The following is a 16352-nucleotide window of genomic DNA, read 5'->3' as shown; positions in this document are numbered from 1 at the left end:
TCAGCGGTAGTTCTCGAACTGCAGGGCGACGTCGAAGTCCGAGGACTTGAGCAGCTGGATGACGGCCTGCAAGTCGTCCTTCTTCTTGCCCGACACCCGCAGCTGGTCGCCCTGGATCTGGGCCTGCACGCCCTTGGGGCCCTCGTCGCGGATCTTCTTGGAGATCTTCTTCGCCACGTCCTGGGAGATGCCCTGCACGACCGAGCCGCTGACCCGGTGGACCTGCCCGGAGCTCGTGGGCTCGCCGAAGTCCAGCGCCTTGAGCGAGATGCCGCGCTTGATCAGCTTCTCCTTGAACACCTCGACGGCTGCCTTGCACCGCTCCTCGGTCTCGGACTCCAGCGTCACGGCGTTCTCCCCGGACCACTTGATGCTCGTGCCGGTCCCGCGGAAGTCGAAGCGGTTGGCGAGCTCCTTGGCGGCCTGGTTCAGCGCGTTGTCCACCTCCTGGTGGTCTACCTTGCTCACCACGTCGAACGACGGGTTTGCCACCTGTCCACCTCCAGTTGCGCGTCTGTCCTGCCGATACGCTACCGGCCCGCCCCCCTTGGAACGCGCTCACCGGCGGTATGTATGCTTTCCCCCGCAAGCCAGCGCCGCTGGCGCGCACCTCGCCGGGTTGCCCGAGTGGCCAAAGGGAGCTGACTGTAAATCAGCCGGCACTGCCTACGGAGGTTCGAATCCTTCACCCGGCACCAGTCGAAACGGCCCCGTGACCAGCAACGGTCACGGGGCCGTTCGCTTAGGCGGATGCCTGCGGTTGTTCGCGGCCGGCTTCCGGTCAGGCTTCGCCGTAGACGAGGGCGTCGGCCTGCGCGAGCCCCGCGTCCAGCACCTGGCGGACGGGCTCGGGCAGGTCCTCGCGGAAGCCGGGCCCGGCCGCCTTGACCAGCACCATCAGCCGTTTGGCCAGCCCCCGCGCCTGGGTCAGGCGGATCTCGTCGCCGGCCAGCACCTGCCGCGACTCGGCGATCAGCTTGCGGTAGCGGTGGTTGAGCTCGGCGTGCTCGTCGACCACGTCGAAGGCGTCCGCGAGCTCGGCGAGATCCCCGGTGGCCACCCGGACGAAGTACGGATCCGACACCGACCCACCCTATCCGCGCCGCTGCGGCGGCACGAGTGACGTCTCACGGATCCGGTCCGCTGCCGGGCCGGCGCGGCTAGCCTGTCGGCATGGCCATCGACCGGGCGGCGCGCGCGAAGCGGCGGCGGGGCCTGCGCGCCGCGGAGCAGGACGCGGACACCCGGCGCGAGGTCGCCGCCTCGGTGCTGGACGTGGCGGGCCTGTTCAGCTCCGGCGCCAAGCACCAGCGCGAACAGCTGGAGTGGGTCGCGGTCGCCAAGGAGGACGACCACGAGTACGGCGCCGGACCGCTCGACCTGGACTCCGGGGTCGTCCGCCTGCGCGGCGACGAGCGCGACTGAGGACCCGGCGGGGGATCAGGCCCGCGCGGCCCAGCCGCTCCAGCGGTGCACGCGCACCACGATCAGCGTCCCGCTCGGCGGTGTCCGCTGGTACTGCGGGTACTTGTGGACCAGCGCCGACACCAGGTCCGGGTGGTCGGCGGTCGCGGCGAGCGCGGCGGTGCCGTCCGCCCGCGCCCACCACAGCCGGTCCCAGTCGTCGGAGTAGTGGTCGGCCAGCAGCGACACCTCGGGGTTGGCGGCGATGTTGCGCAACCGCTTCAGGTCCGGTGTCCGCTTGGGCTTGTGATCGACGGCCGTGACGACCACCTCACCCCGCACGGCGAACACGACCGGCACCAGGTGCGGTCGCCCATCGGCATCCGTGCTGGCCAGACGTGCTACGCGCGCCTGGTCGAACCAGGCTCGCGCCTGCTCCCGGCTGATGCGCACCGTCGTGATCCCTCCGTATCGTCGAAGGGTGCCATCGAGCGCCCCATCGACCCCCGGGCCCGCCAGGGATGTCGGACCCGGCTACCGCGACCGGCCGCACTGGCTGCGGTACCAGGAATTCTTCCCCGGTGCGCTGCGCACCACCGCGGACACCGCGCCGGACGAGGAGTGGTGGCGGTGGCGTGGCATGACCGTGCACCTGGACCGGCTCCCGCGTCCGTGCGCGCCCGCGAAGGTGATCGCCCTGCACGGCGTCGGCGGCTACGGACGGCTGCTCGCGCCGTTCGGCAGGCTCCCGTCGCTGGCGGACCTCGAATTCCTCGCCCCCGACCTGCCCGGTTTCGGACTCACCGACACCGGTCGGCGCCTGATCACCTACCGGTCCTAAGTGGACTGCGTGCTCGACCTCGTGGCGGCCGAACGCGAGCGCGACTCCCGGCCGGTGGTGCTGCTGGGGTTCAGCACCGGCGGTCGGCTCGCCTACGACGTCGCCGCCCGAGCCGGGGACGCGGTGGCCGGGGTGATCACCACCTGCCTGGCCGACCAGCAGCGCGACGAGGTGCGGCGGCGGCTCGCCGCCCGCCCCGAGCTCGCCCAGTGGGCGGGGCTGCTGGGCCTCGTCCCGAAGCCGCTGGGCGCGGCGCGGGTGCCGGTGCACTGGCTGGCCAACATCGCCGCGGTGTCCAACCACGCCCAGTTCGCCAACCTCGTGTGGGCCGATCCGCTCGGCGGTGGTTCGTGGATCGCGCTGAGCTTCGTGCGCAGCTGCCTGCGCAGCGCGCCCGCCGTCGCACCCGAGGAGTTCTCCGGCCCGCCGCTGCTGCTGGCGCACCCCGAGGAGGACCGCTGGACGCCGCCGCTGCTGTCCCGCAGGTTCTTCGACCGCATCGCGGGGCCGACCCGGTTCGCGTCGCTCAGCGGGTCCGGGCACCTGCCCGTGGAGGAGTCGGGGCTGGCGGACCTGGACCGCGCCGTGCGGGACTTCCTCGACGAGTTCGGGCTCCAGTAGTCACCGCCGGTGCTCGGATCGCACGTACCGTGATCGCCGCCATCCGTTGCTGCGGCGAGGGTCACACCCGGGCCGCGTGATCAGCTCCGGGTCCGCGGTGGCCGCGGTGGTGAAACGTTTCGCAGGTCAACTCGGCGGTTTCCGGGCCGCGCGGTGCGCTGTGCGACGCGTCTCCTCCGGGATGCATGCGTTCGGCACATGCGACAGGGGCCATTCGCCACTGGCCAATCGCCGTCGTCGTGAGTCACGATCAGGCACTGCAAGGCGGCGCGGGCACCCGGCTACCCCGGGCGGGGAGGAGAGTGGATGATCGAGCATCATCGCTCCCTCGGTCCGCATCCCGACCTGGGCCCGTCGCGCCCGCCGGTGCGCGCCGAGGTCGACCCGGCGCGGCGGCGGGTGTTCACCGCCTTCTCGCTGCTCGTGCTCGTGGCCGGCGGGCTCGCCTCGGTGGCCACCTCGGCGCTCACCGAGTTCCACTACAGCCCGAACCTGCTGTTCATCGGTCCGCTGCTGGCCGTCGGATTCCTGCTTGCCGAGCAGCTGACCATCGACGTGGACGTCAAACGGGTCGGCTGGACGATCTCGTTCACCGAGATCCCGCTGATCCTCGGGCTGCTCACCGCCCCGTTCGAGGTGGTGCTCGCGGCGAACCTGCTCGCCGGCCTGGGCGCGCAGGTCGGGCGGCGGGCCGCCAGCCACGTCGTCTACAACGCGGGCGTCCTGTGCCTGGAGATCGCGGTGCCGTTCGCGGTCGCCGACCTGGTCAACCGGGCGGTGACCGGGGTGTCCCCGCTGTGGTTCGGGCCGGTCGTCGGCACGCTCACGTCACCGCTGATCAGCTGCGGTTTCGCGCTCGCGGCGCTGCACGTGCTGGGCGGCGCGATGCGCGTGTCGGCCGGGGCGAGGCTCGCGGTGCGCACGCTGGCCGTGGGGCTGCTCAACACCTCGGTCGGCCTGATCGGCTACGAGGTCGCCAGCAGCACGCTGTGGGGCTGGCTGCTGGTCGCGCTGGTGGCGGTCGCGGTGATCGGCCTGTACCGGGCCTACTCGGGGTTGATGCGCGAGCAACGCGATCTGGAGGCGCTCAGCGACGTCAGCCTCAGCGTGGCCCGCTCCGGCCAGACGGCCGCGCACCACCCCTCCGACCTCGCCGACGACGCGGACCTGTCGATCAACGAGTGGGAACCGGTCGCCGAGCGCATCCGCGAACAGCTCAACGCCACCCGCGTGGTGCTGCGGCTCCGGCTGGACCCGAGCGGCGAGGTCAGCACGCTCGTCGCCGGTGAGCCGCTGCCGGAGGCCGCGCTGGCGGCGGCGCCGACGGCGCTGCGCGACGACCCGCTGCTGCAACTGCCGGGCAGCCACGTGCGCTCCTTCCGCACCTTGGAAGCGCCGGACGAGGTGCGGCGCGCGCTGCGCCAGCGCGGTGCGTACGAGGCCCTCGTGGTGCCGCTGCGCGGCGCGAACCAGCTGCTCGGCGCCGTCGAGGCGCACGACAGGGTGAGCCGGTGGCGCGGTTTCGGACGCGCCGACGTGCGCCTGCTGCACACCCTCGCCAGCCACCTGGCGACCGCGATGGACAACCGCAGGCTGCTCGCCAGGCTGCGGCACGACGCCTACCACGACCCGCTCACCGGCCTGCTCAACCGCACCGGCTTCCGGGAGATGGCCGCCGAGAAGCTGCGCGAGGGCCGGACCGCGGTCGTGCTGCGCGTCGACCTCGACGTGCTGACCACGATCAGCGAGGCGCTGGGCTACACGTGGGGCGACCGGATGGTCGTCGCGGCCGGGCAGCGGATGCTCGCCGAACTCGACGACGAGCCGCTGGCCCGGCTGGAGGCGAACTCCTTCGCGGTGCTGCTGCTCGACCGCACCGAGCAGCAGGCGCACGAGATGGCCCAGCGGCTGCGCGCGGTGATCGCCGAGCCGTACCCGCTGGACCGGATCGTCGTGGAGGCCGGGGGAGTGGCCGGTTACGCGTCCTCGGTCCCCGCCGACGCCGACCCCGAGTCCGACGTCGACGTGCTGTTGCAGCGCGCCGACGTGGCCGTCCGGGCGGCCCGCAACGGTGAGGACGGGGTCCGCGGTTACGCCCCCGCCATGGGGCAGATCTTCCTGCGCCGGTTCCAGCTGGTCACCCAGTTCCGGCAGGCCGTGGACTCCGGCCAGATCGAGGTGCACTACCAGCCCAAGGTCTCCCTGCCGCACCGCCAGGTGGTCGGCGCGGAGGCGCTGGTGCGCTGGTCGCACCCGGAGTACGGCCGGTTGGACCCGGACGAGTTCGTGCCGCTGGTGGAGGCGACCGGTCTGGTCGACGCGCTCACCTCCTTCGTCATGGAGTGCGCGCTGACCAAGGTGCGCCAGTGGCTGGACCGCGGCCTGCGGATGTCGGTCGCGGTGAACCTGTCGGTGCGCAACCTCAACGACGAGTCCTTCCCGGACCGCGTGGGAGAGGCGCTGCTGCGCCACGACATCCCGCCCGAGCTGTTGACCTTCGAGCTCACCGAGTCCAGCGTGATGGACGATCCGGACCGCTCGCTGCCGGTGCTGCGGCGGCTGCACGCGATGGGCGTGGTGCTGGCGGTGGACGACTTCGGCACCGGCTACTCGTCACTGGCCTACCTGCGGCAGCTGCCGGTCGACGAGGTCAAGATCGACAAGAGCTTCGTGCTCGGCATGGGCACCGACCTCGGCGACATGGCGGTGGTCCGCTCGATCGTCGAGCTCGGCCACTCCCTGGACCTCGCGGTGGTCGCCGAGGGCGTCGAGGACGACGCCGCGCGCGACCAGCTGGTGGAGATGGGCTGCGACGTCGCCCAGGGCTACCTGATCTCCCGTCCGCTGTCCGAGGAGCGCCTGGAGACCTGGCTGCGCGCCCGCACCCGGCGCGGCCGCGGAACGCGCAGCGAGACGGTGCTCACACTCCTGCACTGATCCGCCCGCTCGAACCCGCGAAAACCGGCGTTGACCAGGTGTTTCCCGTTGGGCACCCCCCGGTTTGGAGCGTCTGGGAGGCGTTGTGTAGAGTTCTAATCGCTCCGCAAGGGCACGCCCCAATAGCTCAGTCGGCAGAGCGTCTCCATGGTAAGGAGAAGGTCTACGGTTCGATTCCGTATTGGGGCTCGGGAAACAGCCGCGGTGCTCGGATACCTGGGTGCTGTGGCTGTTTTGCATGAGATATCCTGTGTTCGCACTGGATGTCCAGGCATGGCGGTGTAGCTCAGTCGGTAGAGCAAGCGGCTCATAATCGCTGTGTCGCCGGTTCAAGTCCGGCCACCGCTACCACGTCGCCAGGCCCGCGTGAGCAGGAGCGGGCTGATCAGGTACCGGAACGAGTAGAGAGAGGCACCCCCGTGGCCGCCACCGACGTCCGCCCCAAGATCACGCTGGCGTGCGAGGAGTGCAAGCACCGCAACTACATCACCAACAAGAACCGGCGGAACGACCCCGACCGGATGGAACTGAAGAAGTTCTGCCCGAACTGCGGTACGCACCGTGCGCACAAGGAGACCCGCTGAGCGCGGATCCCGATCGACTCGACGCCAGGCCCGTCCCGGATTCCCGGGGCGGGCCTTCGTCGTTCCGGGCCGCCGGTAACCTGCTGGTCGTGCCGCTCGACCAGTCATTCATCGGACGTGAGTACCCGCCCACCAGGCCCTACGAGGTGGGGCGGGAGAAGATCCGCGAGTTCGCCGACGCGATCGGCGACGACTCCGCTTTGTACCGCGACCCGGCGGCCGCCGGGGCCGCCGGCTACCCGGACGTGATCGCCCCGCCGACGTTCGCGGTGATCCTGTCGATGGGCGCGCACGACGCGATCGTCGACGACCCGCAACTCGGTCTGGACTACAGCCGCGTGGTGCACGGCCAGCAGGAGTTCACCCACCACCGGCCGATCCGCGCGGGTGACCGGCTGGTCACCGTGGTGCACGTGGACGACATCAAGGCCCGTGCGGGCAACGACTTCCTCACCGTGCGGGCCGAGATCGGCACGGTCGAGGGCGAACCGGTCTGCACCGCGACGTCGATGCTGGTGGCCCGGGGCACCGCAGAGGAGGGGGACGCCTGATGCCGCGCCTGTCCGAGGTCGCCGTCGGCGACCAGCTGCCCGCCCTGAGCGTCCCGCTGACCCGCGCGGACCTCGTCCGCTACGCGGGCGCCTCCGGCGATTTCAACCCGATCCACTGGAACGAGCGGTTCGCCACCGAGGTGGGCCTGCCCGACGTGATCGCGCACGGCATGCTCACCATGGCGCTGGCCGGCCGCCTGGTCACCGAGTGGACCGGTGACCCGGGTGCGGTCCGCCACTACGGGGTCCGGTTCACCCGCCCCGTCGTCGTCCCCGACGACGGCACCGGTGCCCTCGTCGAGGTGACCGGCAAGATCGCGAAGAAGAACGACGAGGACGGCACGGTCAAGGTCAGCATCACGGCCCGCAGCGCCGACCAGGGCGTCCTCGGAGGCGCCAGCGCCACCGTGCGGCTGCCCGCCTGAGAGAGGCTGTCTCTTCGAACTCGTTTTGGGTGGCGGTGCCGGTTGCGAGACCACTCACCGAAAGAGAAAGCGGCTGGCGCCGCTTGCCACGCCTGTTCCGGGAGCAGGTTCGAAGACAGGCACTGAGGAGCCCGGAAGCCCGAGGAGTCCGGAAGACGACGACGGCCCTGCCTCCCGCGTGGAGGGCAGGGCCGTCGTCGTGGCGGTCACTTCGCTTCGGCGAGGAACTCCGCCATCCGGTTCACGCCGGTGACGAGGTCGTCGTCACCGAGGGCGTAGGACAGGCGGAAGTAGCCCGGAGTGCCGAACGCCTCGCCCGGCACGACCGCGACCTCGGCGTGCTCCAGGACGAGTTCGGCGAGCTCGACGCTGGTCTGCGGGCGGACGCCGCGGATCTCCTTGCCCAGCAGGCCCTTCACCGACGGGTAGGCGTAGAACGCGCCCTGCGGTTCGGGGCAGCTCACGCCGGGGATCGCCGAGAGCAGGTCGACGATCGTGCGCCGACGGCGGTCGAACGCCGCGCGCATGTCGGCCACCGCGTCCAGCGAGCCGCTCACCGCCTGCAGCGCGGCGCGCTGCGAGACGTTCGCGACGTTGGACGACAGGTGCGACTGCAGGTTCGTGGCGGCCTTGATCACATCCGCCGGGCCGATCATCCAGCCGACCCGCCAGCCGGTCATCGCGTAGGTCTTGGCCACGCCGTTGAGCACCACGCAGCTGTCCGCGAGCTCCGGAACCACCACCGGCATCGAGACGTGACGGGCGTCCCCGTAGACCAGGTGCTCGTAGATCTCGTCGGTGATGACCCAGATGCCGTGCTCGACCGCCCAGCGGCCGATCGCCTCGACCTGCTCGGGCGGGTAGATGGCACCGGTCGGGTTGGACGGCGAGTTGAACAGCAGGACCTTGGTGCGCGGGGTCCGCGCGGCCTCCAGCTGCTCCACCGAGGCCAGGTAACCGGTCGAGTCGTCGGTCGGCACGACGACCGGCACACCGCCCGCCAGCGTGATGGCCTCCGGGTAGGTGGTCCAGTACGGAGCAGGCAGCAGGACCTCGTCGCCCGGGTCCAACAGCGTCTGGAACGCCTGGTAAACGGCCTGCTTGCCGCCGTTGGTGACCAGCACCTGCGAGGGCTGGACGCGGTAGCCCGAGTCGCGCGCGGTCTTCTCGGCGATCGCCTCGCGGAGCTCCGGCAGGCCCGCGGCCGGGCTGTAGCGGTGGTTCTTCGGGTCGGAGCAGGCGGCGATCGCGGCGTCCACGATCGGCTGCGGTGTCGGGAAGTCCGGCTCGCCGGCGCCGAAGCCGATCACCGGGCGGCCGGCCGCCTTGAGCGCCTTCGCCTTGGCGTCCACGGCGAGCGTGGCGGACTCGCTGATCCCGCCGATGTGCGCCGACACGCGCGGCTTGGAGGTCTGCTGGTCTGTGTCAGGTGCAGCCATACACTGCATCCTGGCAGATCGAGGGTGGCCTCCAACACGCTCCCCACCTGCGGTGGAGTTGTTCATGGACCCGCGGTGGGGGTGCCGTTGGAGGGCGGTCATCGGCGTGCCGTACACTTTCGGACCTGGGATACCGGTTCGTCTCTAAGCCACGGGGCCGAGGCGGTGTTCCACTGCGGTCGAGGAGTTCGACCGCGAAGGGGCGTAGCTCAATTGGCAGAGCAGCGGTCTCCAAAACCGCAGGTTGCAGGTTCAAGTCCTGTCGCCCCTGCGTCGATGCGACGGTGAGCGGAGGATTGGCGTGAGCGAGGACCGCGAGCAGGAGCGGAACGGAGCGCGCGACAGCGCTCGTCCGTCCAGCGCCGCGGCGCGGCGCGAGCGTCGGGGCTCCGCCCGCCCGGCCGGTCGCAAGGGTCGGGTCGAGGGATCGGCCGCGGCGGCCGGTTCCACGCGCACAACTGAGTCCAAGGGTCGGCCGACTCCTTCGCGGGACGGTCGGCAGGGTCGGGTTTCGCCGTTCCGCAAGGCTGGGCGCTTCCTGCGCGAGGTCGTCGCCGAGCTGCGCAAGGTCATCTGGCCGACGCGCAAGGCGCTGATGACCTACACGCTCGTGGTGCTGGTGTTCGTCAGCGTCATGGTGGCGTTCGTGGCCGGTGTGGACGTGCTCTTCGCCAAGGGCGTGCTCTGGTTGTTCGGCTGAACACCTCCGGGCCCGCGCGGGGAGCGGGACGGCGGATGCCATCGATCCGGCACGCAACGCACGAGAGGAAGCGAGACCGACTGTGACCTCCCACGAGGGCCAGGAATCCACCGGCCTCACCGACGAGCAGGTGCACGCCGAGGCCGACCAGGCCGCCGAGGAACCGGCCGTGGAGTCGGTCGACGCCGCTGCCGACGACGCGGGCAGTGCCGACTCCGACGAGGACACCGGCTCGACTCCGGAGGAGGCCGCGGACGCGGCCGAGCAGGACGAGCAGGCCGGCGGGGAAGAGGAGTCCGACCCGGTCGAGGAGCTGCGCGCCGCGCTGCGCCGCGCTCCCGGCGACTGGTACGTCGTGCACTCCTACGCCGGCTACGAGAACAAGGTCAAGACCAACCTGGAGACCCGCGCCCAGACCCTGGACGTGGAGGACTACATCTTCCAGGTCGAGGTGCCGACCGAGGAAGTCACCGAGATCAAGAACGGCCAGCGCAAGCTGGTGCAGCGCAAGGTGCTCCCCGGCTACATCCTGGTGCGGATGGAGCTCAACGACGCGTCCTGGAGCGCGGTCCGCAACACCCCGGGCGTCACGGGTTTCGTCGGGGCCACCTCGAAGCCTTCGCCGCTGAGCATCGACGAGGTGCTGAAGTTCCTCGCGCCGCAGGTCGAGGAGAAGAAGGCCGAGACGGGCAAGAAGGCCGCGCAGCCGGCCGCAGCCACCGCTGCCAAGCAGCCGACCGTCGAGGTCGACTACGAGGTCGGCGAGTCCGTCACCGTCATGGACGGCCCGTTCGCGACGCTGCCGGCGACGATCAGCGAGGTCAACGCCGACGCCCAGAAGCTCAAGGTGCTGGTGTCGATCTTCGGCCGCGAGACGCCGGTTGAACTCTCGTTCAACCAGGTTTCCAAGATCTGACCGGCTCCCCGGTTCGGGAGCGCGGCGGCTGCGCGCGGATCGGGCAGGACCCGCGCGCAGAGCCCGGCGGTGCCCACGCGGGGCACGTCGGCAGCACCGGTCCCGCCTCCAGCGGGGCCGGGTAACCGGATAGCGAAGACACAGGAAGCGAACATGCCGCCCAAGAAGAAGAAGCTGGCAGCGATCATCAAGCTGCAGATCCAGGCCGGCCAGGCCAACCCGGCCCCGCCGGTCGGTCCGGCGCTGGGTCAGCACGGCGTCAACATCATGGAGTTCTGCAAGGCGTACAACGCCGCGACCGAGAACCAGCGCGGGAACGTGATCCCGGTCGAGATCTCCGTTTACGAGGACCGGTCCTTCGACTTCAAGCTGAAGACCCCGCCGGCCGCGAAGCTGCTGCTCAAGGCCGCCGGCGTGCAGAAGGGCAGCGGCGAACCGCACAAGACGAAGGTCGGCAAGGTCAGCATGGAGCAGGTCCGCGAGATCGCCCAGACCAAGATGACCGACCTCAACGCCCAGGACCTGGACCAGGCCGCCAAGATCATCGCCGGTACCGCCCGGTCGATGGGCCTGACCGTCGAGGACTGAAGGCGCCGCGAGGCAGCGTGGGAGGGCTACGGCGCAGCCCGACCAACCACAACTGATCCACTTGGGATAGGACAGACATGGCAAAGCGCAGCAAGGCATACCAGGAGTCGGCCGGGTTGGTCGACCGCACTCGGCTGTACTCGCCGATGGAGGCCGCGGAGCTCGCCAAGAAGACCGCCAAGGTCAAGATGGACGCCACCGTCGAGGTGGCGCTGCGGCTCGGCGTCGACCCCCGCAAGGCAGACCAGATGGTCCGCGGCACCGTGAACCTGCCGCACGGCACTGGTAAGACCGCCCGCGTCATCGTGTTCGCCGTCGGCGACAAGGCCGCCGAGGCCGAGTCCGCCGGTGCGGACGCGGTGGGTTCCGAGGACCTGATCGAGCGTATCCAGGGCGGCTGGCTCGATTTCGACGCGGCGATCGCCACCCCGGACCAGATGGCCAAGGTCGGCAAGATCGCGCGGGTGCTCGGCCCGCGCGGCCTGATGCCGAACCCGAAGACCGGCACCGTCACCCCGAACGTCGCCAAGGCGGTCGCGGACATCAAGGGCGGTAAGATCAACTTCCGGGTCGACAAGCAGGCCAACCTGCACTTCATCATCGGCAAGGCGTCCTTCGACACCGACAAGCTGGTGGAGAACTACGCGGCGGCGCTGGACGAGATCCTGCGCGCCAAGCCGTCGGCCTCCAAGGGTCGTTACCTGAAGAAGGTCACCTTCACCACGACCATGGGCCCCGGCATCCCGGTGGACCCGAACCGCACCCGGAACCTGGTGGAGACCCCCTCCGCCTGATCCCGGCGCGCAACCGACGCACGAGGGCGGACCGGCCGCACGGCCGGTCCGCCCTTCGTCGTGCCGGGGTGCCTACTGGCACTGGGGGTTGTAGGCGGTGATGATCCAGCCGCCGTTGGCCTGGCGCTTGAGCTTGAAGCTCCCCAGCGGTGGGCCACCGGCGGATTTGATGCGGCAACCGTGGGCAACCGCCTCGGTCGCCGTGGTCTCGATCGCGTCCTCGGGGAACTCCGGTGTCCGGTAGCTCTGGGACGTGACCTGGTCGTGGATCTTGCGCGCGGCCGTCGCGCAGTCCGGGGCTCCGTAGGCGAGGGCGAAGGCGGCTTTGCCCGACTCGTCGAACATCTCGCAGGCGATGGCCGGTGTCGAGGCCAGGTACGTGTAGACGCTGCGCACCGCGTCCTGCGGGTCGGTTTGCAGTTGGGTGGTCGAACCGGGTGGCGCGCCCCCGCCGGTGCCGTCGCCGCCGCCGGAGCCTCCGGTGCCGAGGACGTCGCGGACCGCGTAGTTGACGAGGTAGGGCAGCAGGATGATGAACAGCAGCAGGTAGAGCAGCCTGCGGACGAGCTTGAAGCGGAGGATGCCGAGCAGGTGCTTCCACCACGGCTTCTTCGTCCTCGTCGCGGCGGTGCGCGGCGGGCGCGGGTCCGCACCGCCCTCCGCCTGGGTGCGCTGCCACTCCCGGAAGCGCTGGAACTCCTGGAACTCCAGGAACTCCTGGTAGCGTCGGCGCTCCTCGTCGTCGGCCGGGGTCGTGGTGGCGTCGTCCGGAGTGCGGTGCTCGACCCGTTCGTCGACCACCTCCGCCTCGACGATCTCGGCCGGGTGGGTGCCGTCGGGGGGCTGCGCGCCGGAGCCGTGCGGATGCGATCTGGGATCGGACACGCACCACATGATGCCGTGCGCGGCGGGCGAGGTCACGAGGCTGTGATCAGCCGGTCTGCCCGGGGGCCGGTGCGGACGTGCCGGTCCGGTGCCGTATCCTGGTCGAAGTTCCACCCAAGACCGCTGGTCTTCTCCGCGTCCCGTCGGGACGGGGGAACGAAGGTCCCGTGAGATGCGGGCGGCCCGCGCAGGAGGACGAGGCAGAACCCGCGGATGTCCGCGGCTGGATTCCTTCCCGCCCCGTGCCCTGCTGCGCCGGGGCGTTTTGTCGTCTCAGGGCCCGACTGAATGCGGATCTCAGTCGGCAAGAAGAGAGGAGGCGACATGGCGAAGCCCGACAAGGTTGAGGCGGTCAACGAGATCGCCGAGCGGTTCAACACCGCCACCGCTGCGGTCGTGACCGAGTACCGCGGGCTGTCCATGGCGCAGCTGTCCGAGCTGCGCCGTGCCCTCGGCGAGGGCACGACCTACCGTGTCGCGAAGAACACGCTGGTCAAGCGCGCGGCCGAGCAGTCCGGCGTCGAGGGCCTCGACGAGATGTTCCTCGGCCCGACCGCGATCGCCTTCATCGAGGGCGAGCCGGTCGACGCTGCCAAGGCCCTGCGTGAATTCGCCAAGTCCAACCCGGCCCTGGTGATCAAGGGCGGCTACATGGACGGCCGCCCGATCTCGGTCGCCGAGGTCGAGCGGATCGCCGACCTCGACTCGCGCGAGGTCACCCTCGGCAAGCTGGCCGGGGCCATGAAGGCCAAGCTGAACGAGGCTGCTGCGGCGTTCGCCGCGCCGGCCTCCAAGATGGCGCGGCTGGCCAACGCCCTGCAGGAGAAGAAGGGCGAGTGATCCGGCTGCCGCGTCCGATGTGGACGCGGACGTGCCGGTCCCAACCACCCCCGGGTACTGCCCGTCTTCGGGCACCGAACGGAAAGGAACGCCGCCGTGGCGAAGCTGAGCAACGAGGAACTGCTGGACATCTTCAAGGAGATGACCCTCCTGGAGCTGTCGGAGTTCGTGAAGCAGTTCGAGGAGACCTTCGACGTCACCGCTGCCGCCCCGGTCGCGGCCGTGGCCGCCGCTCCGGCTGCCGGTGGTGCCGCTGAGGCCGCCGAGGAGCAGGACGAGTTCGACGTCGTCCTGGAGGGCGCCGGCGACAAGAAGATCCAGGTCATCAAGGTCGTCCGCGAGCTGGTCTCCGGCCTGGGCCTGAAGGAGGCCAAGGAGATGGTCGAGGGCGCTCCGAAGCCGGTCCTGGAGAAGGTCGACAAGGAGAAGGCCAACGACGCGAAGGCCAAGCTGGAGGAGGCCGGCGCCTCCGTCAGCCTCAAGTGAGAGCCTGACTCTCCGTGAAAAGGCGGGCACCTCGGGTGCCCGCCTTTTTTGCTTTCGTCGAAAGCATTCGCGGTTCCGGACAAAAACTCCGTTCTCGCCGCGAGGTCTGGATTCGAGGTGAACTCGTGAGTAACCTCGGCGCGTCGCGCTCGTTGCACAGGTGTGACGCGACTGACCTTCGTTAAGCGCGTCACATATGTCAGGCTGCGTTGCCGGGGAATCCGGCGATGGCGAATCGACAGGGACGCGGAGGTGCGGATGGGCGTCGAGGTGGTCGTCGAGGGGCTGTCGAAGTCCTTCGGCCCCCAGACCATCTGGCGGGATGTCACGCTGACGCTCCCTCCCGGTGAGATCAGCGTGCTGCTCGGACCGTCGGGCACCGGCAAGTCGGTGTTCCTCAAGTCGCTGGTCGGGCTGTTGAAGCCGGAGCAGGGCCGGGTGGTCATCAACGGTGTCGACATCTGCACCTGCTCGGAGCACAAGCTCTACGAGATCCGCAAGCTGTTCGGGGTGCTGTTCCAGGACGGCGCGTTGTTCGGGTCGATGAACCTGTTCGACAACATCGCGTTCCCGCTGCGCGAGCACACCCGCAAGGGCGAGAGCGAGATCCGCCGGGTCGTGCTGGAGAAGATGGAGATGGTCGGCCTCATCGGGGCCGAGGAGAAGCTTCCCGGTGAGATTTCCGGCGGTATGCGCAAGCGCGCCGGTTTGGCCCGGGCCCTGGTGCTGGACCCGGAGATCATTCTGTTCGACGAGCCGGATTCCGGCCTGGACCCGGTGCGCACCGCTTATCTGAACCAGTTGATCGTCGACCTCAACGCGCAGATCGACGCGACTTTCCTCATCGTCACGCACGACATCGGCACCGCTCGCACGGTGCCGGACAACATCGGCATGCTGTTCCGCCGCAACCTCGTGATGTTCGGTCCGCGCGAGGTGCTGCTGACCTCGACCGAGCCGGTGGTGGAGCAGTTCCTCAACGGGCGCAGGCAGGGCCCGATCGGGATGAGCGAGGAGAAGGACGCCGGGCAGGCCGCCGCCGAGCTCGCCGAGCTGCGCGACTCCGAGACCGGGGTCCCGCACATCATCCCGCAGCTGGAGGCGTCCGCCGGACTGCCGCTGCGCGCCGCGGTGCGGCGCCGCAAGGACCGGGTGATGCGCGATCTCGGATCGCTGGACCCGTCCGCGCAGCAGGAGATCGTCAAGACGCTCACCCCCGACGAACGGGCCCGGTACCGGATCGGCGCGCAGGAGCCGGGAACCGGCGCGTGGCCGGGCCAGACCGGGCCGGTGGCGGCGCAGCCGATGCCGCCGCAGGACGTCGCCCAGGTCCCGCCGCAGCCTCCGCGGCCCAGCCCGACGCCGCGCCCCCGGCAGGACCAGCGGCCGCCGTGGGCGGAGGGGCACGAATCCGAGGAGCCGGTGGCCGCGCGGCGGCGCTGGTTCGGCCGCAAGCGGGACGGTGATCGGTGAGCGCCCCGTCCCAGATCCGGTTTCCGGGCGCCGGCGGTCTGCGCGAGACCGGTCGGTTGTTCGCGCTCGCGCTCGACGTGTGCCGGGCGATGCCCAAGCGCCCGTTCCAGGTGCGCGAGTTCGTCCAGCAGTGCTGGTTCATCGCCAGCGTCACGATCCTGCCGACCGCGCTGGTGTCCATTCCGTTCGGCGCGGTGATCGCGCTCCAGCTGGGGTCGTTGACCCGGCAGATCGGCGCCCAGTCGTTCACCGGCGCGGCGAGCGTGCTGGCGATCATCCAGCAGGCCAGCCCGATCGTGACCGCGCTGCTCATCGCCGGTGCGGGCGGTTCGGCGATCTGCGCCGACCTGGGGTCCCGCAAGATCCGCGACGAGATCGACGCGATGGAGGTGCTGGGCGTCTCGCCGATCCAGCGCCTGGTGGTGCCCCGGGTGGTCGCCGCGATGCTGGTGGCGCTGCTGCTCAACGGCATGGTCAGCGTCGTCGGCGTGATGGGCGGCTACTTCTTCAACGTGATCATGCAGGGCGGCACGCCCGGCGCGTACATGGCGAGCTTCAACGCGCTGGCCCAGCTGCCCGACCTGTGGATCAGCGAGTTCAAGGCACTGGTGTTCGGCTTCCTGTCCGGCGTGGTGGCCGCCTACCGGGGGCTGAACCCGCCGCCCGGTCCCAAGGGCGTCGGCGACGCGGTGAACCAGTCGGTGGTGATCACCTTCCTGCTGCTGTTCGCCGTGAACTTCATCCTCACCACGGTCTACTTGCAGCTCGTGCCGCCCAAGGGAATGTGAATCGATGCTCGGTCAATGGTTCCGCGCCGCCGCCCGCCCGTCGCCCGGCCACCGCCCCCCGTGGAGGCGCCGGGCCGCCG

At 70.2% G+C, this 16352-nt stretch carries 20 protein-coding genes and 4 tRNA genes; 19 read left to right on the top strand and 5 right to left on the bottom strand.

Annotated features, from left to right (window positions below; all coding sequences use genetic code 11):
- Positions 1-492 carry a YajQ family cyclic di-GMP-binding protein gene (locus tag NV263_RS28515; RefSeq protein ID WP_263249904.1) on the bottom strand — a complete coding sequence of 164 codons (492 nt, stop codon included), beginning with the start codon at positions 490-492 and terminating at the stop codon, positions 1-3.
- A gap of 121 nt (positions 493-613) precedes the next feature.
- On the opposite strand from NV263_RS28515, the gene NV263_RS28510 reads away from it, so the two are divergent.
- Positions 614-698, top strand: a tRNA-Tyr gene (locus NV263_RS28510).
- A gap of 83 nt (positions 699-781) precedes the next feature.
- Here the strand turns inward: NV263_RS28510 and NV263_RS28505 are convergent.
- Positions 782-1084, bottom strand: coding sequence for a hypothetical protein (locus tag NV263_RS28505; protein WP_263249902.1), 303 nt, complete (start codon positions 1082-1084; stop codon positions 782-784).
- 89 nt (positions 1085-1173) lie between these two features.
- Between NV263_RS28505 and NV263_RS28500 the strand changes: the two genes are divergently transcribed.
- Complete coding sequence (locus NV263_RS28500) at positions 1174-1425, top strand: DUF6191 domain-containing protein (RefSeq protein ID WP_263249900.1); 252 nt, start codon at positions 1174-1176, stop codon at positions 1423-1425.
- 15 nt (positions 1426-1440) lie between these two features.
- On the opposite strand, the gene NV263_RS28495 is transcribed toward NV263_RS28500, so the two are convergent.
- Positions 1441-1857 (bottom strand): TIGR03668 family PPOX class F420-dependent oxidoreductase, encoded by a 417-nt coding sequence (locus NV263_RS28495; protein WP_263249898.1) that lies wholly within the window; start codon positions 1855-1857, stop codon positions 1441-1443.
- A 28-nt stretch (positions 1858-1885) separates the two neighbouring features.
- Between NV263_RS28495 and NV263_RS28490 the strand changes: the two genes are divergently transcribed.
- From NV263_RS28490 to NV263_RS28455, 8 genes are all read left to right on the top strand, one after another.
- Positions 1886-2245: a hypothetical protein gene (locus NV263_RS28490; protein ID WP_263249897.1), complete on the top strand. Its 360-nt coding sequence runs from the start codon at positions 1886-1888 to the stop codon at positions 2243-2245.
- A 9-nt stretch (positions 2246-2254) separates the two neighbouring features.
- The gene (locus tag NV263_RS28485) at positions 2255-2866 is read left to right on the top strand and encodes an alpha/beta fold hydrolase (protein WP_263249896.1); all 612 of its coding nucleotides are present in this window, start codon (positions 2255-2257) and stop codon (positions 2864-2866) included.
- A gap of 306 nt (positions 2867-3172) precedes the next feature.
- Positions 3173-5803 carry a putative bifunctional diguanylate cyclase/phosphodiesterase gene (locus NV263_RS28480; RefSeq protein ID WP_263249895.1) on the top strand — a complete coding sequence of 877 codons (2631 nt, stop codon included), beginning with the start codon at positions 3173-3175 and terminating at the stop codon, positions 5801-5803.
- Positions 5804-5919: 116 nt separating this feature from the next.
- Positions 5920-5992, top strand: a tRNA-Thr gene (locus tag NV263_RS28475).
- Between the two features lie 86 nt (positions 5993-6078).
- A tRNA-Met gene (locus NV263_RS28470) sits at positions 6079-6154 on the top strand.
- A gap of 68 nt (positions 6155-6222) precedes the next feature.
- Complete coding sequence (gene rpmG / locus NV263_RS28465) at positions 6223-6387, top strand: 50S ribosomal protein L33 (RefSeq protein WP_263249893.1); 165 nt, start codon at positions 6223-6225, stop codon at positions 6385-6387.
- 89 nt (positions 6388-6476) lie between these two features.
- Positions 6477-6938: a MaoC family dehydratase N-terminal domain-containing protein gene (locus NV263_RS28460; protein WP_263249892.1), complete on the top strand. Its 462-nt coding sequence runs from the start codon at positions 6477-6479 to the stop codon at positions 6936-6938.
- Positions 6938-7363 (top strand): MaoC family dehydratase, encoded by a 426-nt coding sequence (locus NV263_RS28455; RefSeq protein WP_263249891.1) that lies wholly within the window; start codon positions 6938-6940, stop codon positions 7361-7363. Before NV263_RS28460 ends, NV263_RS28455 begins: the two co-directional genes overlap by 1 nt.
- A 206-nt stretch (positions 7364-7569) precedes the next feature.
- On the opposite strand, the gene NV263_RS28450 is transcribed toward NV263_RS28455, so the two are convergent.
- The gene (locus tag NV263_RS28450) at positions 7570-8802 is read right to left on the bottom strand and encodes a pyridoxal phosphate-dependent aminotransferase (protein WP_263249889.1); all 1233 of its coding nucleotides are present in this window, start codon (positions 8800-8802) and stop codon (positions 7570-7572) included.
- A 198-nt stretch (positions 8803-9000) separates the two neighbouring features.
- Between NV263_RS28450 and NV263_RS28445 the strand changes: the two genes are divergently transcribed.
- The 5 genes from NV263_RS28445 to rplA all read left to right on the top strand — a co-directional run bounded on the left by NV263_RS28445 (position 9001) and on the right by rplA (position 11800).
- Positions 9001-9073: transfer RNA gene (locus NV263_RS28445), tRNA-Trp, on the top strand.
- A gap of 30 nt (positions 9074-9103) precedes the next feature.
- Positions 9104-9502 carry a preprotein translocase subunit SecE gene (gene secE, locus NV263_RS28440; RefSeq protein WP_263249888.1) on the top strand — a complete coding sequence of 133 codons (399 nt, stop codon included), beginning with the start codon at positions 9104-9106 and terminating at the stop codon, positions 9500-9502.
- Between the two features lie 82 nt (positions 9503-9584).
- Positions 9585-10418, top strand: a complete 834-nt coding sequence (nusG, locus tag NV263_RS28435) for a transcription termination/antitermination protein NusG (protein ID WP_263249886.1) — start codon at positions 9585-9587, stop codon at positions 10416-10418.
- 153 nt (positions 10419-10571) lie between these two features.
- Positions 10572-11006, top strand: a complete 435-nt coding sequence (gene rplK, locus NV263_RS28430) for a 50S ribosomal protein L11 (RefSeq protein ID WP_263249884.1) — start codon at positions 10572-10574, stop codon at positions 11004-11006.
- 77 nt (positions 11007-11083) lie between these two features.
- A complete protein-coding gene (gene rplA, locus NV263_RS28425; protein ID WP_263249882.1) occupies positions 11084-11800 on the top strand; it encodes a 50S ribosomal protein L1 in 717 nt (238 codons plus the stop codon).
- Positions 11801-11872: 72 nt separating this feature from the next.
- Here rplA and NV263_RS28420 read toward each other — a convergent pair whose 3' ends face one another.
- A complete protein-coding gene (locus tag NV263_RS28420; RefSeq protein WP_263249880.1) occupies positions 11873-12685 on the bottom strand; it encodes a hypothetical protein in 813 nt (270 codons plus the stop codon).
- A 324-nt stretch (positions 12686-13009) separates the two neighbouring features.
- On the opposite strand from NV263_RS28420, the gene rplJ reads away from it, so the two are divergent.
- From rplJ to NV263_RS28400, 4 genes are all read left to right on the top strand, one after another.
- Positions 13010-13525 carry a 50S ribosomal protein L10 gene (rplJ, locus tag NV263_RS28415; RefSeq protein WP_263249879.1) on the top strand — a complete coding sequence of 172 codons (516 nt, stop codon included), beginning with the start codon at positions 13010-13012 and terminating at the stop codon, positions 13523-13525.
- A 96-nt stretch (positions 13526-13621) separates the two neighbouring features.
- Positions 13622-14011 carry a 50S ribosomal protein L7/L12 gene (rplL, locus tag NV263_RS28410; protein ID WP_263249878.1) on the top strand — a complete coding sequence of 130 codons (390 nt, stop codon included), beginning with the start codon at positions 13622-13624 and terminating at the stop codon, positions 14009-14011.
- Positions 14012-14269: 258 nt separating this feature from the next.
- Positions 14270-15484: an ABC transporter ATP-binding protein gene (locus NV263_RS28405; RefSeq protein WP_263249876.1), complete on the top strand. Its 1215-nt coding sequence runs from the start codon at positions 14270-14272 to the stop codon at positions 15482-15484.
- Entirely contained in the window at positions 15481-16272 is a 792-nt protein-coding gene (locus tag NV263_RS28400) for an MlaE family ABC transporter permease (RefSeq protein WP_263249874.1), read from the top strand. The genes NV263_RS28405 and NV263_RS28400 overlap by 4 nt, the downstream gene beginning before the upstream one ends.
- The last annotated feature ends 80 nt before the right edge of the window (positions 16273-16352 follow it).

Source organism: Saccharopolyspora rosea (assembly GCF_025643595.1).
Taxonomy (GTDB): domain Bacteria; phylum Actinomycetota; class Actinomycetes; order Mycobacteriales; family Pseudonocardiaceae; genus Saccharopolyspora; species Saccharopolyspora rosea.
The sequence above is the reverse complement of the archived record's forward strand: the minus strand, read 5'-3'. Positions and strand labels throughout refer to the sequence as shown.

Excerpts from the sequence above, each read along its gene's own strand:
- NV263_RS28450 (WP_263249889.1), bottom strand. The coding sequence starts at position 8,802 with ATGGCTGCACCTGACACAGACCAGCAGACCTCCAAGCCGCGCGTGTCG.
- NV263_RS28480 (WP_263249895.1), top strand. The coding sequence starts at position 3,173 with ATGATCGAGCATCATCGCTCCCTCGGTCCGCATCCCGACCTGGGCCCG.
- rplJ (WP_263249879.1), top strand. The coding sequence starts at position 13,010 with ATGGCGAAGCCCGACAAGGTTGAGGCGGTCAACGAGATCGCCGAGCGG.
- rplK (WP_263249884.1), top strand. The coding sequence starts at position 10,572 with ATGCCGCCCAAGAAGAAGAAGCTGGCAGCGATCATCAAGCTGCAGATC.
- rplA (WP_263249882.1), top strand. The coding sequence starts at position 11,084 with ATGGCAAAGCGCAGCAAGGCATACCAGGAGTCGGCCGGGTTGGTCGAC.
- NV263_RS28500 (WP_263249900.1), top strand. The coding sequence starts at position 1,174 with ATGGCCATCGACCGGGCGGCGCGCGCGAAGCGGCGGCGGGGCCTGCGC.
- NV263_RS28455 (WP_263249891.1), top strand. The coding sequence starts at position 6,938 with ATGCCGCGCCTGTCCGAGGTCGCCGTCGGCGACCAGCTGCCCGCCCTG.
- NV263_RS28405 (WP_263249876.1), top strand. The coding sequence starts at position 14,270 with ATGGGCGTCGAGGTGGTCGTCGAGGGGCTGTCGAAGTCCTTCGGCCCC.